Source organism: Actinomadura soli (assembly GCF_005889715.1).
GTDB classification, from domain to species: domain Bacteria; phylum Actinomycetota; class Actinomycetes; order Streptosporangiales; family Streptosporangiaceae; genus Spirillospora; species Spirillospora soli.
In genome coordinates, this window is sequence record NZ_VCKW01000008.1 from 40,903 (window position 1) to 61,615 (window position 20,713).

21 protein-coding genes and 2 pseudogenes are annotated in these 20,713 nt (G+C 69.8%); 5 read left to right on the forward strand and 18 right to left on the reverse strand.

What is annotated here, in order from left to right; all coding sequences use genetic code 11:
• Positions 1-161 precede the first annotated feature (161 nt).
• From ETD83_RS43515 to ETD83_RS03000, 3 genes are all read right to left on the reverse strand, one after another.
• Positions 162-698 carry an integrase core domain-containing protein gene (locus tag ETD83_RS43515; protein WP_205717464.1) on the reverse strand — a complete coding sequence of 179 codons (537 nt, stop codon included), beginning with the start codon at positions 696-698 and terminating at the stop codon, positions 162-164.
• 742 nt (positions 699-1,440) lie between these two features.
• Positions 1,441-1,740, reverse strand: coding sequence for a DUF6247 family protein (locus ETD83_RS02995; protein ID WP_138643477.1), 300 nt, complete (start codon positions 1,738-1,740; stop codon positions 1,441-1,443).
• A gap of 825 nt (positions 1,741-2,565) precedes the next feature.
• Positions 2,566-2,955: a MerR family transcriptional regulator gene (locus ETD83_RS03000; protein WP_138643478.1), complete on the reverse strand. Its 390-nt coding sequence runs from the start codon at positions 2,953-2,955 to the stop codon at positions 2,566-2,568.
• An 89-nt stretch (positions 2,956-3,044) separates the two neighbouring features.
• Between ETD83_RS03000 and ETD83_RS03005 the strand changes: the two genes are divergently transcribed.
• Together ETD83_RS03005 and ETD83_RS03010 are read left to right on the forward strand one after the other, a co-directional pair.
• Positions 3,045-4,304: an MFS transporter gene (locus ETD83_RS03005; protein WP_205717465.1), complete on the forward strand. Its 1,260-nt coding sequence runs from the start codon at positions 3,045-3,047 to the stop codon at positions 4,302-4,304.
• Positions 4,305-4,798: 494 nt separating this feature from the next.
• Positions 4,799-5,407 (forward strand): hypothetical protein, encoded by a 609-nt coding sequence (locus tag ETD83_RS03010; protein WP_138643480.1) that lies wholly within the window; start codon positions 4,799-4,801, stop codon positions 5,405-5,407.
• A gap of 84 nt (positions 5,408-5,491) precedes the next feature.
• Here the strand turns inward: ETD83_RS03010 and ETD83_RS03015 are convergent, their stop codons facing one another.
• The 11 genes and pseudogenes from ETD83_RS03015 to ETD83_RS03060 all read right to left on the reverse strand — a co-directional run bounded on the left by ETD83_RS03015 (position 5,492) and on the right by ETD83_RS03060 (position 11,432).
• The gene (locus ETD83_RS03015; protein ID WP_407921466.1) at positions 5,492-5,794 is read right to left on the reverse strand and encodes an integrase core domain-containing protein; all 303 of its coding nucleotides are present in this window, start codon (positions 5,792-5,794) and stop codon (positions 5,492-5,494) included.
• Positions 5,775-6,011 (reverse strand): annotated as a pseudogene (locus tag ETD83_RS44185) (IS30 family transposase); the annotation flags it as partial. The pseudogene ETD83_RS44185 and the gene ETD83_RS03015, both read right to left, overlap by 20 nt.
• A 75-nt stretch (positions 6,012-6,086) precedes the next feature.
• Positions 6,087-6,320, reverse strand: a pseudogene (locus tag ETD83_RS45230) (IS3 family transposase); the annotation flags it as partial.
• A gap of 53 nt (positions 6,321-6,373) precedes the next feature.
• Positions 6,374-6,670: a transposase gene (locus ETD83_RS03025; RefSeq protein ID WP_138643482.1), complete on the reverse strand. Its 297-nt coding sequence runs from the start codon at positions 6,668-6,670 to the stop codon at positions 6,374-6,376.
• Between the two features lie 501 nt (positions 6,671-7,171).
• The gene (locus ETD83_RS03030) at positions 7,172-7,483 is read right to left on the reverse strand and encodes a hypothetical protein (protein ID WP_138643483.1); all 312 of its coding nucleotides are present in this window, start codon (positions 7,481-7,483) and stop codon (positions 7,172-7,174) included.
• Positions 7,484-7,659: 176 nt separating this feature from the next.
• Positions 7,660-7,902: an acyl carrier protein gene (locus tag ETD83_RS03035; RefSeq protein ID WP_138643484.1), complete on the reverse strand. Its 243-nt coding sequence runs from the start codon at positions 7,900-7,902 to the stop codon at positions 7,660-7,662.
• Between the two features lie 36 nt (positions 7,903-7,938).
• Positions 7,939-8,076, reverse strand: coding sequence for a 2-oxo acid dehydrogenase subunit E2 (locus ETD83_RS03040; RefSeq protein ID WP_171063997.1), 138 nt, complete (start codon positions 8,074-8,076; stop codon positions 7,939-7,941).
• Between the two features lie 18 nt (positions 8,077-8,094).
• Complete coding sequence (locus ETD83_RS03045) at positions 8,095-8,337, reverse strand: three-helix bundle dimerization domain-containing protein (protein WP_138643485.1); 243 nt, start codon at positions 8,335-8,337, stop codon at positions 8,095-8,097.
• A complete protein-coding gene (locus ETD83_RS03050; RefSeq protein ID WP_138643486.1) occupies positions 8,334-10,175 on the reverse strand; it encodes a pyruvate kinase in 1,842 nt (613 codons plus the stop codon). The genes ETD83_RS03045 and ETD83_RS03050 overlap by 4 nt, the downstream gene beginning before the upstream one ends.
• 476 nt (positions 10,176-10,651) lie before the next feature.
• Entirely contained in the window at positions 10,652-11,122 is a 471-nt protein-coding gene (locus ETD83_RS03055) for a hypothetical protein (RefSeq protein ID WP_138643487.1), read from the reverse strand.
• Between the two features lie 82 nt (positions 11,123-11,204).
• A complete protein-coding gene (locus ETD83_RS03060; protein ID WP_138643488.1) occupies positions 11,205-11,432 on the reverse strand; it encodes a hypothetical protein in 228 nt (75 codons plus the stop codon).
• A 385-nt stretch (positions 11,433-11,817) separates the two neighbouring features.
• Here ETD83_RS03060 and ETD83_RS03065 point away from each other — a divergent pair, with 385 nt between their 5' ends.
• Together ETD83_RS03065 and ETD83_RS45235 are read left to right on the forward strand one after the other, a co-directional pair.
• Complete coding sequence (locus tag ETD83_RS03065; protein ID WP_138643489.1) at positions 11,818-12,567, forward strand: GAF domain-containing protein; 750 nt, start codon at positions 11,818-11,820, stop codon at positions 12,565-12,567.
• Positions 12,568-12,681: 114 nt separating this feature from the next.
• Complete coding sequence (locus ETD83_RS45235) at positions 12,682-12,804, forward strand: hypothetical protein (RefSeq protein WP_268920404.1); 123 nt, start codon at positions 12,682-12,684, stop codon at positions 12,802-12,804.
• Between the two features lie 32 nt (positions 12,805-12,836).
• On the opposite strand, the gene ETD83_RS03070 is transcribed toward ETD83_RS45235, so the two are convergent.
• On the reverse strand, positions 12,837-14,078 hold the full coding sequence (locus tag ETD83_RS03070) for an IS256 family transposase (protein ID WP_138643497.1): 1,242 nt from the start codon (positions 14,076-14,078) through the stop codon (positions 12,837-12,839).
• A 48-nt stretch (positions 14,079-14,126) separates the two neighbouring features.
• Between ETD83_RS03070 and ETD83_RS03075 the strand changes: the two genes are divergently transcribed.
• Positions 14,127-14,936 carry a universal stress protein gene (locus ETD83_RS03075; RefSeq protein WP_171063998.1) on the forward strand — a complete coding sequence of 270 codons (810 nt, stop codon included), beginning with the start codon at positions 14,127-14,129 and terminating at the stop codon, positions 14,934-14,936.
• A 413-nt stretch (positions 14,937-15,349) separates the two neighbouring features.
• Here ETD83_RS03075 and ETD83_RS03085 read toward each other — a convergent pair whose 3' ends face one another.
• The 3 genes from ETD83_RS03085 to ppdK all read right to left on the reverse strand — a co-directional run bounded on the left by ETD83_RS03085 (position 15,350) and on the right by ppdK (position 20,599).
• Positions 15,350-17,071 (reverse strand): GAF domain-containing sensor histidine kinase, encoded by a 1,722-nt coding sequence (locus ETD83_RS03085; RefSeq protein WP_138643490.1) that lies wholly within the window; start codon positions 17,069-17,071, stop codon positions 15,350-15,352.
• A gap of 214 nt (positions 17,072-17,285) precedes the next feature.
• Positions 17,286-17,654, reverse strand: coding sequence for a hypothetical protein (locus ETD83_RS03090; RefSeq protein WP_138643491.1), 369 nt, complete (start codon positions 17,652-17,654; stop codon positions 17,286-17,288).
• Between the two features lie 233 nt (positions 17,655-17,887).
• Positions 17,888-20,599: a pyruvate, phosphate dikinase gene (ppdK, locus tag ETD83_RS03095; protein WP_138643492.1), complete on the reverse strand. Its 2,712-nt coding sequence runs from the start codon at positions 20,597-20,599 to the stop codon at positions 17,888-17,890.
• Positions 20,600-20,713: the final 114 nt, after the last annotated feature.

Here is a 20,713-nt window from a genome sequence, read left to right on the forward strand (position 1 = left end):
CGAGGAACTGGAGTCCACCGGCTCGGCCAGCACCCCGCGCCGTTCAGCCATCTGGTCCAGCCGCAGATCCACCGGCTCACCCCTCCCACGCCCTCGATGATCTACCATCCCGACCCTAACGTGTCCCGCTCGATTATTGAGTTACGTGTCTTGAGCTGGGGTTATGCGGCGCGGTGAGATTCGTTGATCACGCCCATGACGACGGGTCTTCGCCGGATGGATCGCAGGTCGTTGAGTTCAGCCGGGTTCTTGATGGGCTGGGATTCGGCATCTGGAGGTCGTTGCTGGCGGGCTTGGTGTGGCCGGTGGTCGTTGTAGTGGTCCAGGTACTCGCCAAGCACCATGGCCAGGTGCCGCTCCCCCAGGATCAACACCCGGTCCAGAAATTCGCGGCGAAGGGTGCCGATCACGCGCTCACAGATGGCATTCATCCGCGGCGTCCGCGGCAAGGTCCTGACGACCTGGAGCCCTTCAGCCTTGAATACTTCATCGAAGCCGGTGGTGAAGACCGGATCGCGGTCGTGGATCAAAAGCCGCAGCGCGCCGATACGATCCTCCAACTTCGTGGCCAAGTTGCGGGCCTGCTGCACCGCCCACGCCCCCGTCGGGCACGCGGTCACCCCGGCCAGATGAACTCTGCGGGTACCGTGCTCGATGAACACCAACGCATAGAGCCGCTTGAGCACGGCCGTCTCCACCAGGAAGTCGCAGGCGATGATCGCGTGCGCTTGAGCGGTCAGGAACTGCCGTCAGGTCGGCCCCGCCCGACGCGGTGCCGGATCGATGCCGGCCGCATGCAGGATCTGCCACACCGTGGACGCCGCGATCGTGTAGCCGAGACGGGCCACCACTCCTTGGATCCGCCGATGCCCCCCACGCCGGGTTCTCCCGCGCCATCCGCAGGATCAGCGTTCTGATCGACGCACCTGTGCGGGGGCGACCTGGACGGCGCCGATCAGTGAAGGTCCACTTACGGGCAACGAGGTCACGGTGCCAGCGCAGGATCGTCGCCGGAACAACCGGAAAGAGTTCGCCCCACCGCCAGCGCGGCACCAGATGGGACAACGCCGCAAACCAGAGCCGGTCGCCATGATCCCAGCGCGGACGACCTGCGACCTGACGGCGCAGCACCTGGTTCTCGTGACGCAGCACCAGCAACTCGACGTCCTTGGACAGATCAGACCGGACCAGCATCACCAACAGGCCGAGCAGGCTCCCGACCAATCGGTACGGCAGAGACAACAACACCTCGCGAGGTCGCAGTGACCGCTACGGCACCGCAGCAAAATCCCAGCTCACAGCATGGTCGTTCCGGTACCGCGTCCCACGGAGCTTCGAGGAGGTCGAGGAGGCGGTTCAGGAGTGGGCCGTCGCGGACTTCGTCGGGGAGGCCGTTCAGTTCGTACAGCGCCCGTCCGTGGAAGCCGTCGAAGCGGTAGGTCACACCCGGCCTTCCCAGCCCGGTGGGGTGTAGCGAGCGAAGGTGTCTTCCCGGCCCTGGAGGGCGTCCTGTACCGCCTCGTCGTATCCGGGACGGTCGTAGGCGATCGCCCGCAGACGCCACTGACGCAGCAAGGTCTGAACCTGCTTGAACCGCGCCAGGTCGTGAGCCGCGTCGAGCGCCTCGTCGTACTCGGCCCGGAACTGGTCGCGATGCGACGGCGGGAGCGCATCGAAGATCGCGGCCGGATCCTCGCCGGGATCGCGCGGCGCGGTCGGTTCCTCGGGCTGGGCGGTCATGGTGTCCAATCTACCTGTGGGCCGTGCAGGGCATGGAGACTCCCCGAGCGGCAGAAGCGGTCGCCAAGGAACTGGCCGCGGTGGGATGAGGCGCTCCCGCAGCGGATCGAGGAGATCAGGGAACAGATCGCCGAGTCGGACGGACGCTGGAGGCAGAGGAAGAGCGATCCTCGCGGCTGGTCATCACCCGGGAGACCAAGGTGGAGATCCTGGGCGGAGCGGCCCAGGTGGTAGCCGAACCCACACAGATGTGGCCGAATCCGCCGACACGGCTGGCGCGGCGGTGCCCGCTGAGGCCTGGCCAGGGACAGAGGCGGTCCTCAAACTCCGCACCGTGATCGCCAACAGAAGCTTCCCCGGCTACTGGAGCTTCCACACCGCAATCGGACACCGCCGCCTGCACCGCACGCGCGACCAGGAGGGATATGAGCTCAGCGTGTAATCAGTCTGCCTCCCTAGGTCGAACTGCATGCCAAGCAGTCCGAAGACGGGGGCCGGGCCCTGGTCGGCCGCTCGATCGCGTTGACCGGCGGGCTCGCACACCGGGACGCACATTGGGAAGGCCCCACGGTCTGGCCGGGCACGTGACAGTGTCGATCATGCCTCCCCCCGGGCAAGCAGATGGTCGTTCACGCCGTGGGAGCCGCAACCGGCGTCGTGCTGGGTGGGAGCGCCGTTGCTGGGCCTGTACGGACAGCTGAGGTATCGGTCGACCGGCGCCGCTACCGGCCACAGGCCGCCGCCCGCGCCCGCTTGCTGATCGTTTCGAGGTAAGAGCGACCGTTGCTGCTTCGGCTCCTGCATGGCCGCGGGGTGCGTCTGCGGTCAGGGCGCCGTGTCAGTGTTCAGTAGTACGCATTGATCGAAGTTCATGCAGCCGCACTCCAGGCAGTCCGCGACTGCCTGTCGCAGGGCCTGGGTCTGTGCGATGTGCTGGTCGAGTTCGGGCAGTTTGCGCGTGGCCATGTCCCGCCACTGGCGGGTAGCCGATGGTGTTGTGTCGCCGGCGAGCAGTTGTGTGATCTCGGCGAGGGTGAACCCGGCCCGCTGCGCCATCCTGATCAGGGCGACCCGGCGGACGGTGCTCACCGGCCACACACGGCGACCACCTTCGCGGTGTGCGCGGGGCAGCAGGCCGCGCTCCTCCCAGTAGCGCAGTGCTGAGGCGCGCACGCGGGTCCTGTCCGCGAGTTCACCGATGGGCAGGTACCGCATGCCCACCCCTTCCCCGGCCCGGCGTTGACTTCACGCGTGCGTGAAGGGCGAGTGTGTCGTGAATGTTCTCAGCATCGCCGGGACGTCTGGTGCCTGGCAACTACCGCTCGCTGTTCGCCGACCGGACCTTCCGGCGGCTGATGCCGGTCTTCGCGTTGTCCGACCTGGGCGACGGCATGAGCGTCGTCGCCGTCGCGTGGCTCGCGCTCACCTTGGCGCCCGAGGGCGGCCAGGGCGCCCTGGTCGGCATCGCCGTCGCCGCTTACGTCCTGCCGGGCGCTGTCGGCGCACTGGTGCTGGGCCGGTGGATGCGGCGGCTTTCCGCGCAGCGTCTCCTGGTCACCGACTCCGCGCTACGGGCGGTGCTGCTGGGATCGGTCCCGCTCGTGCACGCGGTGGGAGCGCTCACCCCGGTCCGCTACGTCGGGCTCCTGGGCGCCTCCTCGCTGCTTCACGCCTGGGGCAAGGCCGGCAAGCACGCCCTGTTCGCCCCCCTGCTCCCCGACGACCAGCGGCTGGCCGCCAACAGCGCGATCAGCACCAGTCTGTGGACCGCGACGATCGCGGGCCCCGCTCTCGCGGGCCTGCTGGCCGGGACGGTGTCCCCGGCATGGATCATCGGCTTGGACGCCGCCACGTTCGCCGTGCTCGCCCTCCAGACCGGCCGCACAACTCTGCCCCCCTCACCCGCACCGGCACCGGCGGCCGGTGGCACACGGCGCGGGCTGAGCATCCTGCGCCGCCAGCCCGAACTTCTCGGCCTGCTCGTCGTGACCTGGGTGTTCAACCTGTCCTTCGGCCCCGTCGAAACCGCCCTTCCCCTGTTCGTCTCCGACGACCTCAAGGCCAGCGCCGGTCTGCTCGGCGCCTACTGGGCCACCTTCGGGATCGGAGCCGTCATCGGTGCTCTCGCCCTGGGCGCGGCCATACGGCTGCCCGTGTGGGCCGCCATGCTCGGCATCATCGCGGGCCACGGACTGGGCATGCTGCCCTTCGCCATCACCCACACCGCCCTGCCCTCCCTGATCGGCTTCGCTTTCGCCGGACTCCTCTACGGCCCCTACTCCGCGCTCTCCTTCACCCTGCTCCAAGACCGCGCACCCGCCGACTCGCTCACCACGGTCCTGGCCGCCCGCACCGCCGTGCTCCTGACCGCCTCCCCCCTCGGAGCAGCCGTCGGAGGCGTCCTCCTCGACCGGACCAGCGCCCCCGCCATCCTCGTCGGCTGCGGCGTACTGATGATCCTCATCGCCGCCACCAGCACCCTCATCCTGAAACTCCACCGAGACCACCAACGACGACACCAGCCCCCGCACACCTTCGCCAAGCGAACAAGCCGCACCACCTGAACCCAACGGCGACACCACATCGTTCACCTCACTGACCAGGCCCTGCAAGTCGGGTGGCCGATCACCACCGGCATCATCGAGGGCGCGGCAGGCCACACACCGTGGCCGACACGCTCGATGTCTCCGGTACCCGCCGGGGACTGACCGGAGCAGAAGCGGTCCTTAAACTCCGCGCCGTGGCCTTGCGACGGAACTCAGGGAGGTAACTTCTGGGCGCCTGGGGGCACTCCTCATGATCGAAGACACGAGGATCCCAATAACGCGACCCCACAAAAGCCGGGGTACATCACCGGCAGCGCTGCGCCCAAACCTGGCAGGGCTACATCCACCCCGACGGCTACGGCCGCTGGTACGAAGGCCCACCCGCGCACCAGGGCCTCACCTGGTACACGTTGACAGGCACAGTCCCAACACGCTGAGCCCCTCTTGCATGTCAGATCAGGCCACTACCGTCCGTAGTCATCCACGTCCTCACCGTAGAAGGTAGGCAGCAGATGACACCCTCAGCAGCAGCCGACGAGCTGACACCGCTGGCCGAGCGGATCGCGAGACTGGCCACCGAGCGCGGTCTGACGCTGATCCCGGCCACACCCACCAGCCACGGCCCTACCGTCCACCTGGAACCCGATGACCTGTCTGTGGCAACGTTCCTGGACCTGGCCGTGACCGCCGACCAACGCCTCGTCTACCTAGCATCTGACCGCTTCGACGCCGACAAGTTCGCCGAGCTCGACGCGGTGGCTGCCGATACGGAGGCCGACGACGACACCCGCCGCCAAGCGTCGGCGCTGCGCGCCAAGGCCGCCCAGTACGCAGGACGACCGATCAGCCTGGAAGCCGCGTTCGTCCTCCAGGGCGTCGAACACCGCTGGTGCGTCCAGGCCCGATGGTTCGACGCCTTCGAAGAGGAACTGGCCGGGATCACTGCATCCGATGAGGAGCCCTGGCAGGAACTGCCGGAGGCCGAGGAGAAGGCGCTGGCCGACCGCCTGACCGCAGAACTGATAGCCCTCCCGGACTTCCGCGCCGCAAGCAGCGAACAAGGCCGCTGCGGCACAGATCCACTACGCCACAGCCGAACAAGACGGCACACTCAACGATGAACATTCGCGGGGCGTGAGGGGCTCCGTGTTTTCCGGACAGCTTGTTGACGGGGTGATCTGCGGGCAGATCTACGCTGCTTGCTGTCAGCTCAGGTACTCGGTGTGGACCTCAAGAGGTGTCCGATAACCGTTCGCGGAATGAAGCCTGCGTCGATTGTAGAAGCCCTCGATATACTGCACAACCGCGCGCCGAGCTTTGCTGCGTGTGGCAAACACCATACGGTTGAGCCACTCGTTCTTCAACGCCCCGAAGAATGACTCGGCCATCGCGTTGTCCCAGCACACACCGGTCCTGCCGACCGAGCGCGGCATGTTGTACTTCTTGGTCAGGTGCCGGTCGAACTCGTCGCTGGTGTAGTTCTTGGGCTTAACCGGTTGTCGCAACACCGGCTTCCTGGACCGATAGTAGATGCTCATTCAGGGCCTCGGCGGGTGTCTTCCATCCGAGTGTCTTGCGGGGCCTGTAGTTGAGGGCGTGAGCAACGGCTGCGAGTTCTTGTTCGTCCCATCTCGATAGGTCTGTGCCTTTGGGGAAGTATTGGCGGAGCAGGCCGTTTGTGTTCTCGTTCGTTCCTCGCTGCCAGGGGCTGTGCGGATCGGTGAAGTCCCGGTTGACCAGGTCGGGGATCACGCCGGGCCCACCGGCCAGGGTGGTGACCGGCCGCCACGGCCGCGGCTGTACCGGCTTCAGGCCCAGCTCGCGCATCAACTGCCGCACCAACTCCGGCGAGACCTCCTCACCTGAGCGCGTCAGCACCGCGTGAATCCGCCGATACCCGTAAGTCTCGTGATTGGCCTCGAAGACCGCATCGATCATCACCTTGAGACGCTCCCGGCGTTCGGCGGTCGCCGACAAGGGCCGACTCCGCCAGTCGTAAAAGCCGGATCGGGACACGCGCAGCCAGGCGCACATGTCGATGACGGCATGGTTGGCCTTCTCCGCGTCGATGAGCTCGTACTTGGCGCTCACCGGTGATCCTTCGCGAAGAAGGCCGCGGCTTTTACCAGGAACTCGTTCTCTTCGCGAAGCTTTCGAACCTCACGTTCCAGCTCACGTTCCCGAGCACTCCTCGGCTCGCCGGCCGAAGCGGCGGCCGAGTCGCCGCCGTGCCTTCTGCGGTAGTCCTTGACCCAGTTACCCAAGGTGGTGTCGTGTATCCCGACCTCACGGGCCACATGGGCGATGGGGCGTGGGCCGTCCAGGACCATGCGGACGATCTCGTCCTTGTGCTCCTGGGTGAAATGCCGCCTCTGTCGTGCCAACGACCTTCCCTTCCGGTTCTCCCCAACCCTAGTTGGGGGCCTGCCCGGAAGATCTAGGGCACCTCAGGCGGCAGGTGCGGATGTGCAGCCAGCCCAGTCGCCCGGTCTCCCGGCTCACCCAGGCCGGCCTCGACGGTCGCGCCTTGCTGACCGCCGTTCGCACACAGCCCCCCCGGTGTCAGACGGGCAGGCAGGTCCGGGTGTTGCGGCAGGTCCTGCGGCACGCGGGAACGGGTTTCGCGGCAGCCAGTGCGGGAGCTGGCCAGCCGGGGGCGCTACTCGCTGACCTGCTGCGGAAGGCACCCACCCGGGCAGTGACGAGGTTCTGCGGATTCTGCGGCGGCTCCCCTTAGGCGCCAGCCACTCGGTTGATCGATACCGGGGAAGCGGCCTGCTGGCTCACCGGGGCGTGATCGCGTCCACAAGGACGGCCGCTGGGGCGCTTGCTGGGGCCCACGGGCCCGACCGCGATAGCCGGGGAGGCCAGGCGAAGCGATCTCGTCAGAGAGCCGGGCCGAACTTCACCGGACGTGCCGGGTCCCTGAAGTCCCAGACCTGGACACCGCCTACGGTGTCGCCCACCGCGAACACCCGCCCGTTGGGGGTCAGCGTGCCCGCTCCGGAGTACGGAGGGGCGTCCTGACTGTTCCGTGCGATCCGTCCGATCTGGAACGGATGCTGAGTCGTGGCGACATCCCACATGGTCACGGTGTTGTCGATCGCACCGGCAGCGACGCCGAGCCTGCGACCCGTGGCGTCGAAGCTCAGACCGAACACCGGATCGTTCGGACCGTTGATGACGGGACCCGGCATCGTCCAGGCACGGACAGTCCCGTCCTCACCGAGGGTGACCAACGATTGCTCACCGCGGTAGACGCCGTCGATGACCGAGCTCGGATGCGGCAGCCGGCCGATCGGGGATGAATGATCGGGTGGCCGCACGGCACCGTTCTGACCGTGCTCACGTGACCGCCGCTTACGATCCCTGGTCAAGCTTGGCGGGTGAGGTAGGCGACGCAGCCGTTCAGGGTGAACAGCTCTGGATAGTCGTCCTCCTCAATACGTAGACCCGACTCATCGCTCAACCCCTCGACGAAGCTGAGGAAGTCGAGGGAATCGAGGCCGAGGTCCTCGCGCAGATCGGCGTCCCAGCCCACTCGCGCGGTATCGATGTTTGGCGCGACCATCTCAAGCGAAAGGGCGGCCAGTTCACGTGCCTTTTGCGGCGTCATAGTTCCTCCGATGTCTGCAGTAGCCGGTCCACGGCTTCAAGGAGCGGCGCCGATGTGCCCGTCGGTGGCCCGATGGTCGGCGGCGGGCGGGGCGGTGACCACCGGGCGGACGCCCAGCAGCCCGTTCATCGCCCACGGCCGCTCAACGATCTCGCCGAAGCCGAGCAATGCCACCTGCGGCGGCCATCGGTGTCAACTTCTCTCAGCGGGCCCGACGCCGCCGCGGCCGCGACGGCGCAACGCGGCACGAGCGTCCCGTTCCACCAGTAAGGGGACGAAGTCGCGGACCGCGGCGGCCGCGTACTTCGCAGCGGCCGCTTCGATCAGCGCGCCGATCTCCTCGGCCGGGACCTGGGCCCCGTAGGCGCTCACCAGCTGGTCACGCAGCCGGATCAGCGCCTTGTGTTCGTGCTGGGCTTGCGCGCTCAGGCTCATGGGGTCCCTCCTGTTTCGTGGACGGGCTGCCAGGACCTCAGCGGCCGCAGCAGCGTGTCCTTCTTGTCCTGGTGGCCGCTCATCCGGCGCAGGATGTCGTCCAGGGCGGTCACCGCCTCCACGATGTGCGGCCCCTTGTTGAGCATCACGCACTCGGCGCGGGCGCTCATGGCCGCGTCGGTGACCTCGGCCCGGGACGGCAGGCCCGAGCGCGCCATCTGATCCAGGACCTGCGTCGCCCAGATCGTCGGCAGGTGGGCGGCCTCGCACAGCCAGAGGATCTCCTCCTGCAGCTCGGCCAGCCGCTGGTAGCCGCACTCGACGGCAAGGTCCCCGCGAGCGATCATCACGCCCACGCGCGGGCGGCGCATCGCCGTCAGCAAGATCTCGGGCAGGTTCTGGAACGCCTGCGCCGTCTCGATCTTGATGACGACGCCCAGGCGGTCCTCGCCCAGCGCGTCCAGCGCGTCCAGCAGGTCCGCGACGTCCCCCGCCCCGCGCACGAAGGACAACTCCACCAGGTCCGCGTGGGCGGCCACAAACCGCAGGTCCGCGCGGTCCCGCTCGCTCAGGGCCGACACCGGCAGGGCGCTGTCGGGGAAGTTGATCCCCTTCCCTGCGCGCAACCGGGAGCCACCGCCGCCGGCCCGGGTGATGAGAACCTCGATCTCGTCGGGCCCGGACGCGGCGACCATGCCGCCGATCTTCCCGTCGTCGAACCAGACGCTCTCCCCGGGCCGCACGTGCCCGAACACCTGCGGCAGCGTGCAGCCGATGCGCGCGGTCCCGGTCACCGGTACCGGACGGCAGTCCCGGGTGAGGATCAGCGTGTCCCCGCCGCGCAACGTCAGATGCAGGCGGACCGGCGGCAGCGGGCCCACCGGCACGTCCGGCTCTCCGTCCGCACGCAGCAGGCTGCCGGTGGCGATGTAGGCGGTGTGGTCGCAGGCCGCCGTGACGCCCTGGCCGTCCGCGCTCTCGACGACCAGGCGGCGTTCGGCGCCGCGGGTGTCGCGAACCCGGACGGTCTCACCCGGACGGCGCCGCGCAGCCCACGCGCCCGGCACCGGCAGCAGAGGCGGACCACCCGGATCGGCGGGCCCGGCGGCACCAAGCCGGCACCGGGCGGGGGCGACGACCCGACCGAGCGGGTCGCGGGCCGGACGCAGCCGGACCACCGGCGGTCCTTCGGCCAGCGGCCCGGTCCGCAGCTTCGGCCCGCCCAAGTCCATGGCGACGCCGATGTCACGGCCGACTGCGGCGCCAGCGGACCGCACCTTCTCGATCATCCGGGCCCACGCCTCGGGATCGTCGTGGGCGCAGTTGACACGAGCCAGGTCCATGCCGTGCTCGGCCAGCGAACGGACCATCGGTGCGTCGTCCGCGGCCGTACCCGGCAGCGTCACCATGATCCGCGAACGCCGTCCCGCCGGCACGGGTCCCAGCAGCGCCGCCGCCCGGCGCCGCAGCAGCCGACGCCCGCCGGCCAGGCCGATGGGCCGCTCGGCGACCGGCCCGCCGGAGGCGGCGGCGCGCCCGCGCAACGCATCCACAGCCGCCAAGACCGCATCAAGGGAAGCCCGGACGTGCGACTCGCTGCGTCCCAGCGACGACAGCCCCACCCCGGCCAGTCCGCTCTGAAGTTCGCGCAGGTCGTGTCGGCGCAGCGCCCAGTAATGGGCCAGGTTCAGCGCACTGGCACGGTTCCGGTCGTCGACACCTCCGATCTGCGGCGCCCACAGCGATTCGGCCACCGTGCAACCCGCGAGCAGCCCATGCACCCGCCCGCGCAGCACCGCCAGCGTCTCCGCCTTCGTGGCACCCGATGTCTCGTCCATGCCTCCACGCTCGCGCGTGACCCGCACCGGCCACCAGAGGCGTCATCCCCTCAAAGCAGAGACCTTCAGGCCCTTCCAGCTACCCCCCGTTCACCTCGACCGGCTCAAGCCCGCCGCGCCGCCAAGGGGGCGGCGCCGGAATCGCTCCATCCTGCTTGCGTGGGCCCCGCGACCAAGACTCCTCCCGCATTCGCGGTACTGAACCAGTCCAGCGGCGCGTAGCGCGGCCGACCTCCCCCACACCGGTGGATCCGGCATATCGTTGAGACGACCGCGCCGCTCCCAGGGCATCGATCACCCGCGTCCACTCGAAAGCCCTGCCCTGTGGCAGCGAAGCGGCCATGATGTACACGCGTTGACATCAACACAGGTCAGCCCGGGTGAGAGCCTGGGGCTCCGACCGCCGGCAGCAGACCACTGGCGAGTGCTCCCGGGCGAAGAGCGAGAGGCCCGCCCGCTGTTCTCCTCACTTCGGCTCAGGGCGGCCGCCTCCGGACCTGGGTTCGCAGGTGGGGGTCGGCGTGGCCGTTCCGCCGCCCGGCGGCCGAGAGCGGGGCTGTGGCGTTGGTTCCCCCGTCGAGTGGGCCAACGGTTGTTGGCGCCTGTGAGGCGATGGCGTTGGTGAACGCCACGGCGCGGATGTCGTGGATCATCTCGTCCAGCTCGCTGATCGCCTGTCGCAGGGCCTGGCGTAGCCGCTCGGCCTCTGCCTGAGTGACCGGACGATCGGCTGAGGCCGGACCGGCGTGTCGCGCGGACTGGCCGCCGCGTTCGGGCCGTTGCCGGTGCCGACGGTGGTCGACGTGAGGTGTGCTGAGCCGGGCGAGGGCTTGGTGCAGGCCCATGCTGACGGTGAACACTCGGCGGACCAGTGCGTCGGCGAACCCGGTGATGTCGGGGGACCCGCCGTCCACCGGCGGTTGGGGTACCTGGTGTGGTTCCGGCATCGCAGACCACTTCCTTGCCGGAGTGAAGGGGTCGTTCGTCAAGACAATGTCGAGATGCCGTCCGAGCGCGGTGGCGCCCCCGTCACTGATCGGCCGGCGCGCGGTGGGCAGGTTCGCGTGCCGACCGGCCCGGCGTGGCGGGTCCGGCACCGAGGAGCGCCGGCGCTTCGGCCATCCCGAGGAACCCGCTCGGGTCCAGCCCGCCCGGCGACGCCGGGCCGGGCGCCGGGGCCGGGTGCGCCGGGGCACCCGCGGCGACGGGCACCGGCGCGGGCGGCTGGTCCGGGCGACGCCGGAGAGGCTGATTCATGACCGTGCTCCTTTGAGTTTCCCGCTGACATCGGATGGTGAGATGTCGCCGGGGTCTGGAGCGACGGGATCGGCCGCCGGCCCGCACTCGGAGCCGGGATCATGAAGACTCTCCTGGTCACCCTACGCCCGCTGTGCTGTCCCTGCCGAGTCGCAGGCGCGGGGCCCCTGCCTTGTCATGTCTCGGTGGTCTGGTGTTCACCCTCGCCCACGCCGTTCGGGAAGCTGGGGTGAGGGCGTGGCCATCTGGTCGCCTCGGCAGGGTGAGGCGGTGAGCGGCGATACCGGCGGCGGGCGAGGCGCGGGCGGCCCGGTTGTGGGAGCTGGTCGCCGGGTGCGCGGATGGTGAGCTGGTATCGGCCGCACATGTGTGTCAGGCGGCCGTGGTGCCGGTCGAGGTGGACGGGGCGGCGCTGTCGGTGGCGACCCGGCCGGACCGGCGACAGCGGGCGCACGCCACCGATGCGGTGGCCGCGCTCCTGGAGGAGCAGCAGTTCACCCTGGGGGAGGGCCCGTCCATCGAGGCGGGGGCCTCCGGGGGCCAGATACTGATCGCCGATGTGTCCTCGCCTGCCGGCGCATCCCGGTGGCCGATGTTCGCGCCGGTGGCCACGGCGGCCGGGGCCCGGGCGACGTTCGCCTTTCCGCTGCAGGTGGGGGCGATCCGGCTTGGCACCCTTACCCTGTACCGGGCCAGGCCGGGTTCGTTGATCGGGGAGCAGGTCGCCGACGCGGTGACGCTGTGCCGGACGGCGGTGGTGGTGATGCTGACCGCCGGTCAGACCCCGCCGAACGGGGCGGTCCCGGATCAGGGCGCGTGGCCGCTGGGCGGGCCCGGCGAGGGCCGGATCGAGGTGTACCAGGCGACCGAGATGGTCGCGGTCCAGCTCGGCACCGGTCTGCAGGACGCGTTCGCCGCGTTGCGCGCCCGTGCTTTCACTGATGGTGTCCCGCTGGCACGGCTGGCCCGCCAGGTGGTGGACCGGCGGCTCCGGTTCCATTGCTCAACTCTGCCGCCATCCGACGGCGCAGCACCAGATTCTCGGTGCCTTGACCACGTCGGACTGGGGCAGTTGCGGCCGGGGAGTCGGTTGGTTCGCGCACCGGCGTCATGCGGACCGGCCGGGGGGACTTAGGACCCAGGTACAAGGGCCTTGTGGCTCTTGGCCGTGGACATGGTCGGCGGGATCCTGCGATAGGCCCGGTCTTTGGATCCTTGGCCGGTCGGTCCGAGAGGCGAGGTGATCGAAGTGATCGATGTGATGTACGAAGGGATCGTGACGGGGGTGGACGGCTCCCGATGCGCGTCCGACGCGGCATTGTGGGCGGCGGAGGACGCACGGCTGCGGGTCACGTCCAGCGGAGTGGTGTAAGAGTCGCCTCCGCGTGATCCTGTTTCTGCAGGTTAAGCGGTGAGTTCCCGCTTGTCGATCTTGGGGTCGGGTGTGGTGTCTTCGATCACCCGCAAGCGTGCTTTAGCGAGGAACTCCAGGCCCATGTAGCGGCGGGCCTCGGTCCATTCATCGGTCTGTTCCATCAGCACCGCACCGACGAGGCGGATGATCGCGGCCCGGTCGGGGAAGATCCCGACCACATCGGTGCGCCGGCGGATCTCCTTGTTGAGGCGCTCCTGGGGATTGTTCGACCAGATCTGCCGCCACAGTTGCCGCGGGAAAGCGGTGAAGGCCAGCAGATCGTCGCGGGCGGCGTCCAGGTGCTCGGCGGCCTGCGGGTGCTTGGTCTCCAGCGAGTCGACCACGCGGACGTGCTGGGCGGCGACCTCTTCGGCGGCGGGCTGGTCGAAGATGGTGCGCACCAGCGTGGCCACCCACGGCTGCGCGGACTTGGGGACGCGGGTGAGCAGGTTGCGCAGGTAGTGGGTCCGGCACCGCTGCCAGGCCGCCCCGGGCAGGGTCGATCCGATCGCCTCGACCAAGCCGCCGTGGGCGTCGGAGATGACCAGTTGCACGCCGGTCAGGCCACGGGCGACCAGCCCGCGCAGGAACGCCAGCCACCCGGCGCCGTCCTCGGCCGAGGTCACCTCGATCCCGAGGATCTCGCGGTGCCCGTCGGCGTTGACGCCGGTGGCCACCAGCACGTGCACGTTCACGATGCGGCCGCCCTCACGGACCTTCTGGGTGAGGGCGTCCACCCACACAAACGCGTACGGCCCGCCCTCCAGCGGCCGGTTACGGAACGCGGCCACCTGAGCGTCCAGCACCTTGGACATCTCACTGACCTGACTTCTGGAGATGCCCTTGATGCCCATCTGCTCCACCAGCTTGTCCACCCGCCGCGTCGAGACCCCGAGGAGATAGGAGGTGGCCACCACGCTGACCAGGGCCTGCTCGGCGCGGCGCCGCCGTTCCAACAGCCACTCGGGAAAGTAGGACCCCGACCGCAGCTTCGGGATCGCCAACTCCACCGTGCCGGCCCGGGTGTCCCAGTCCCTGGACCGGTACCCGTTACGGCGGTTGACCCGCTCCTCGGAGCGTTCGCCATAGCCGGCACCGCAGACGGCCTCGGCCTCCGCGCTCATCAACGCCTCGGCCATCGTCTTGACCATCGACCGCAGCAGATCCGGCTCACACGCCCCGATCTGCTCGGCGATCCACTCGGCAGGGTCCACACTGTTGTCCACGGCCATCGCGTTCTCTCCTTCGTTCTTGATCATCCATCTCGAAGGATCTACGCGGTGGCCGTCTCACGTCACAACGCCACGCTCTTCACCTGCGGAAACTCGTACACCACCCCCGTGGACGCAACCCGGCTGCGGCGCCTGCCGCTGAACCTTGTACACGTCGCCGCCCCCGGCGACCGCACGGAGCCCGGTGCGTCCGATGAGGACGGCTGGAAGCTCCTGCACAAGGAGATCAATCGTCTCAGGGAGGCATTCCCGGAGGTCAAGGTGTGGCCGCTGCTCCTGCACGGTCCCCCCGCCCGCATGCTGCTGACCGAGACGGACAGGGTGGGTTTTGCGGTGCTGGGCGGCCACGGCGCGGGAGGCGCCGACACACTGCCGGCCGCTTCCACCGCCTACGAGGTCGTCGGCCATACCCCGCACCCGGTCGTCGTCGTCCCCGAAGGGCGCGGCCGCATACGCGGCCCGGTGGTCGTCGGAGTCGATGGCAGCGACCGCTCCGCGCACGCCTTGAGATTCGCCTTCGCCGAGGCCGCTCTTCGGGGCCGCCAGCTCCGCACCGTCCACGTCCTTTCCGGCAAGGCTCGCCCCGGTAACCCCGCGGACATGCGTATGCCCGAGAAGGTCCGCCGGCTGACCGCGGCGGTGCTGGCGGGTCGCCACGCCGGGAACCCCGATGTGGACGTCACGGAAGAGGCACATCGAGGTGATCCGGCAGAGGTCCTGGCCACGCTGGGGGACGAGGCGGAGTTGCTGGTGGTCGGGGCCCGCGCCCGCGACGTCTTCAAGGAACAACTGTTCGGCTCGGTCAGCCGCAGAGTCGTCCACAGCGCACGCTGTCCCCTGGCGGTGGTACGCCGCTGACAAGGCCCGGCTCTCCGGCAGGACCGACCGGCTCCCCCCGGGACGGCCGGCGACGGCGATCGGACATTCAGCGTGGTGGGGCTATCTCTCCACGAGCCGGATGCCGGTGATCATGTCGACGTGGACGGAGATGACGTGGTCCATCCCGCCGGCGACCCGGGGATGACGGCGTCCCCGTCAACGAGGTGGTTGACCAGCCGGATCGCCGGCAGGGCGTGCAGCGTGAACACAATCCGGCCCAGGCCCGGTGTGACCAGAACGCCGAGGTCCGGTACCGGGGGGCTAGGGACCAAAGTCCCTTGCACGGGGCGGGGCGGACCGGGATTACTCGACCTGGCGGAGAGTCAAGCCGGAGATCACCACACCGTCTGAGCGGACCCGCTAGGGCGGCGATCGCCAGGCCCTTGACCAGGTCACTCCGGTTTGAGTGGGACGCACCAGGTCAGCGTGGTCCCGCCACCCGGCCGCGGCTCGGCCGTGCACGAGCCGCCCAATGCCGTGGCCCGTTCATCGATGTTGCGGAGTCCGCTGCGGCGGCCGCCTTCGGGGATGCCGACGCCGTTGTCCTCGACCCGCACGGTGACATCGTCGCCGACATCGACGTTCACCGCCGTCTGGGTGGCCTGGGCGTGCCGGGCCACGTTGGACAGCGCCTCCTGCACCACGGCCAGCAGATGCTCACCCGTCAGGTCGTCGACCGCCGTGTCCAGGAGCCCGTCCAGCCGCACCGACGGCGCGAACCCCAGCTGCTCCGCCGTCATGTCGACCAGCGCGTGCACGCGGCTGCGCAGCGACTCCTCCCCCACCTCGGGGCCCTGCAACGCGAAGATGGACGAGCGGATCTGGCGGATCGTGTCGTCCAGGTCGTCCACCGCCCGCTGCACCCGCACCGCCGCCTCCCGGCGCTGCACCAGTTTCAGCGTCGCTATCAGCGTCATCGCGGTCGCGAACAGCCGCTGGATGACGGTGTCGTGCAGGTCCCTGGCGATCCGGTCGCGGTCTTCCAGCAGGGTCAGCCGCTCGGCGTCCCGGCGCCGGTCGGCCAGTTCCAGCGCGACCGCGGCCTGGGCGGCGAACACCTCCAGAAGCCGCTGCGTCCCCTCCGAGAACACCGGACCGCCGGGCGTATTGATCACTGAGAGGACACCGCGGGCGGACGAGCCGAGCCCCAGCGGCACCACAAGCAGCGGCCCGATCGGGACCTGCGTCGGCACGTTGTCCTCACGGGCGGCATCACCGCCGTCGGCCACCCGCAACGAGACACCGTCGGCCAACACCGGACCGGCCACCGAATGGTCCAGCGGCACCCGCAACCCCCGCAGCCGGTCGGCTCCCTCGCCCTCGGCGGTCTCCACCACGAACTCCCGATCGCCTTCCTCGGCCAGTGCCACGGTCGCCAGGTCGGCGTCGGCGATCTCCCGGGCGCGCTGCGCCACCATCACCGTCACCTCGTCCGGGTCGGTGCCCGACAGCAGCGCCGTGGAAATCTCCCTGGACGCCTCCAGCCACCGCTCCCGCCGCCGCGTCTCCTCATACAACCGCGCGTTCTCGATCGCCACCCCCGCCGCGGTGGCCAGCGCGGTCACCACGACCTCGTCCTCTTGATCGAACTCCCCGCCGCCTGCCTTCTCGGTCAGGTACAGGTTGCCGAACACCTCGTCGCGCACCCGGATCGGCACCCCCAGGAACGAGTGCATCGGCGGATGGTTCGCCGGGAACCCGCTGGAGGCAGGGTGTTCCCCCAGGTCCGGCAACCGCAGCGAATGCGGCTCACGGATCAGCAGCCCCAGGATGCCGTGGCCCTCCGGCCATTGCCCGATCGCCTCGATCTCCTTCTCGCCGACACCGACCGTGACGAACTGGACCAGCCGCTCCCCCTCCTCGCTGATCACGCCAAGGGCGCCGTAACGGGCGTCGACCAGCGTGGTCGCCGCCTCGATGATGCGCCGCAACACCGACTCCAAGTCCAGATCGGTGCCCAGGGAGACGACGGCCTCCAGCAGCGCGTGCACCCGGTCCCGCGTCGACCGCGCCGTCTCCAGCCGCGCTTGGAGCTCGCCCAGCAACTCGTCCAACTGCAACTGCGGCAGGATCAACTGCGCCCGGTCCCGGCCGGTGCCAGATTCCTCAGCCACGCTGCCAGTATTACCCACAAAGCCGCAGAACCAGAGCCGGGAAGGTGAAAGATCGGATGGTAATGGGCACGTCTCCGAATGCGAGGCGGTGCTCACCCTCGTCGCGTCCGGGCGGCGGGCGGTGTCCGGCGCGCCCGCCGGGCATGCGCCGAGCCGTGAATGCCCAGGCTGATCGGAGCCTGGGTTGCCCTACCGTTACGTCACGCTAAGTGACCTACGCCCACGTGGCCGGGGTCTGAGGGCGGCCCCCGGTTCCGGTCTTGGGAGGCGGCGTGTTCGTCTGCAGTCCCAACTGCACTCTCCACATCGCCTCGGCCAGGGCGTGGAACTGGTAGAGCAGGCGTCGCAACACCGGCAGATCACCGGCGTCCGCCGTCGCGGCGGCGTGCTCGGCAACGATCGCGAGCCGGTTGACGCGGCAGGACAGGAAATGCGCAACGGCCTCGCGGCGCACGCTCCCCGAGAGGGCGTCGAGCAGAATCGACTCGGCCGCGTCCAACTCGGCCATGACCTGCGCGGTGGCGGCCCGCACGCCGGTGTCGGCCTCCCAGCCGTTCCGCGCCAGCAGCCTGAGCCTGCTCAAAGCCGGCAGGCAACGCCGGTGATGCTCGCGCAGCCGATCCTCCAGGACAGCCGTCCCCACCACGCCTACCCCTGCGCCGCTCATAGTGCCTCCATGCCCCATGACGGCAGGTCATCGCCGTCGCGTACCTCCACCATCGCGACCGGCGGCGGTACGCGAGTAGGGATGTAGGTCCCGGCCCGCAGGACGAAGGTCCCTTCCATTCCCCAATCCACCCTGCGGCGACGCGACGCTCAGCGCGTGTCATCGCCCATCCTCAGCGTCGCGGTGTCCTGGACGGCCGCTCGACCGGCCTCCAGGCGGGCGATCGGCACCCGGAACGGGGAGCAGGAGACGTAGTCCAGTCCCACCCGGTGGAAGTACCGCACCGACGCCGGGTCCCCGGCGTGCTCGCCGCAGACGCCCAGTTCGAGATCGGGCCGCCGGGCCCGGCCCTCGGCCGCGGCCATCTCGATCAGCCGGCCGACGCCGTCGCGGTCCAGGGTCTCGAACGGTGAGGCGCCGAAGACGCCCTTGTCCAGGTAGACGTTGAAGAACGCGCTTTCGACGTCGTCCCTGGAAAAGCCCCAGGTGGTCTGGGTGAGGTCGTTGGTGCCGAAGGAGAAGAACTGCGCGGCCCGGGCGATCCGCCCGGCGGTGAGCGCGGCCCGTGGCAGTTCGATCATGGTGCCGATCGGCATGTCGAGCGCGACACCGGTCTCGGCGGCCACCTCCGCGAGCATCCGTTCGGCGTCCGCGCGGACGATCTCCAGCTCCCGCACCGCGCCGACCAGCGGGATCATGATCTGCCCGCGCGGGTCGCCGCCCGCCCTCGCGCGTTGGGCCGCGGCCTCGGCGAGGGCCCGTACCTGCATGGTGAACAGTCCGGGGATGACCAGGCCGAGCCGCACACCGCGCAAGCCCAGCATCGGATTGTGCTCGTGCAGGCGGCGCACGGCGGCCAGCAGCCGCCGGTCGCGCTCGACCGGCTCGCCCCGGGCGTCGGCCAGCGCCACGCGCACCGACAGTTCGGTCAGGTCGGGCAGGAACTCGTGCAGTGGCGGGTCGAGCAGCCGCACCGTGACCGGCAGGCCGTCCATCTCCGCCAGGATCGCGGTGAAGTCCGCGCGCTGCAGCGGGAGCAGCGCCTCCAGCGCCGCCTCCCGTTCGGCGTCGGTGTCGGCGAGGACCAGCCGCTCGACGTGCGGACGCCGTTCCCCTAGGAACATGTGCTCGGTACGGCACAGCCCGATGCCCCGCGCTCCGAAGCGGCGTGCCCGGGCGGCGTCCTGCGGTGTGTCGGCGTTGGCCCGGACCTCCAGCCGCCGCACGGCATCGGCGTGCGACAGGATCCGGTGCACCGCCGCCACCAGTTCGCCCGCCTCCGGGCTCCGCGGGTCGAGCTCGCCCTCGAAGTACCGGGCGACAGGGGACGGCACAACCGGCAGCCCCCCCAGGTACACGGCGCCGCTGGAACCGTCCACGGAGATCACGTCGCCTTCGGCGACGACCACTCCCCCGGGGCCGGTGAACCGGCGGCCCGCGGTGTCGACGTCCAGTTCCTCGGCCCCGCACACGCAGGTGGTGCCCATGCCCCGGGCGACGACCGCCGCGTGCGAGGTCTTGCCGCCGCGGCTGGTCACGATGCCCACGGCGGCGATCATGCCGCCCAGGTCGTCGGGATTGGTCTCGCGGCGCACCAGCACGACCCGCTCGCCGCCGCGCGCCCGTTCCACGGCCGTCCGCGGGTCGAAGACCGCCCGGCCGACCGCGGCGCCGGGCGAGGCCGCGATCCCGGTGGTGATCGGCCGGGCGGCCGGGTCCGCCTCGAAGCGCGGGAACGCCAGCCGCCCCAGCTGGTCGCCGCCGACCCGGCCGACCGCCTCGGCCATGCCGATGAGCCCTTCATCGGCGAGCTGGACGGCGATCCGGAACGCGGCCTCGGCCGTGCGCTTGCCGACGCGGGTCTGCAGGATCCACAGCTTGCCGCGCTCGATGGTGAACTCGATGTCGCACAGGTCGCGGTAATGGTTCTCCAGCGTCCGCATTATCTGGAGGAGATGGTCGTAGGAGCGCTGGTCGATGCGCTCCAGCTCCTGCAGCGGGACCGTGTTGCGGGTCCCGGCGACCACGTCCTCGCCCTGGGCGTCGCGCAGGTAGTCGCCGTAGACGCCGGCGCGGCCCGTTCCCGGGTCGCGGGTGAACGCCACGCCGGTGCCCGAGTCCATGCCCAGGTTGCCGAACACCATCGCCATGACGTTGACCGCCGTGCCCAGACCGTCCGGGATCTGCTCCCGCCTGCGGTACAGCCTGGCCCGCTCACCGTTCCATGAGTCGAAGACCGCGCGGATCGCCATGTCCAGCTGCGTGCGCGGATCCTGCGGGAAGGGCTGTCCCGCCTGGGCGAGCACGATGCCCTTGAACTCCTCGACCAGCACCTTCAGCTCCTCGACGCCGAGGTCGGTGTCGGCGGCGACGCCCCGGTGCCGCTTGGCCTTGTCCAGCGCCCCCTCGAACCGCTCACCCGCCACGCCCAGGACGGTCTTGCCGAACATCTGGATGAGGCGGCGGTAGGAATCCCAGGCGAACCGGGCTTCACCCGTCCGCGCGGCCAGCCCCGCCAGCGACACGTCGTTGAGCCCGATGTTCAGGACGGTGTCCATCATCCCCGGCATGGAGAACTTCGCGCCGGACCTCACCGACACCAGCAACGGGTCAGCGGGCTCCCCCAGCGCCCGTCCCGCCTTGCCCTCCAGTACGGCCAGACGCGTGCTCACCGCCTCCTGCAGTCCCGCGGGTTCCCGGCGCGCGGCGAGATAGGCCCGGCACGCCTCGGTCGTGATCGTGAACCCCGGGGGGACCGGCAGGCCCAGACCGGTCATCTCGGCGAGGTTCGCCCCCTTCCCGCCCAGCAGATCGTTCAGATCCTTGCCGCCTTCGGCGAAGTCATAGACGAGCTTCGGCACGGCGTCCCCTCCAGGGTCGTCGCCGATCCGGCGCGGATCGGCCCTCCCAGGCGACTCTGCCGGAAGCGTCCCGCCGAGATCATGGCCGAAGGTCCCGCAACCGTCCCCCAAGGC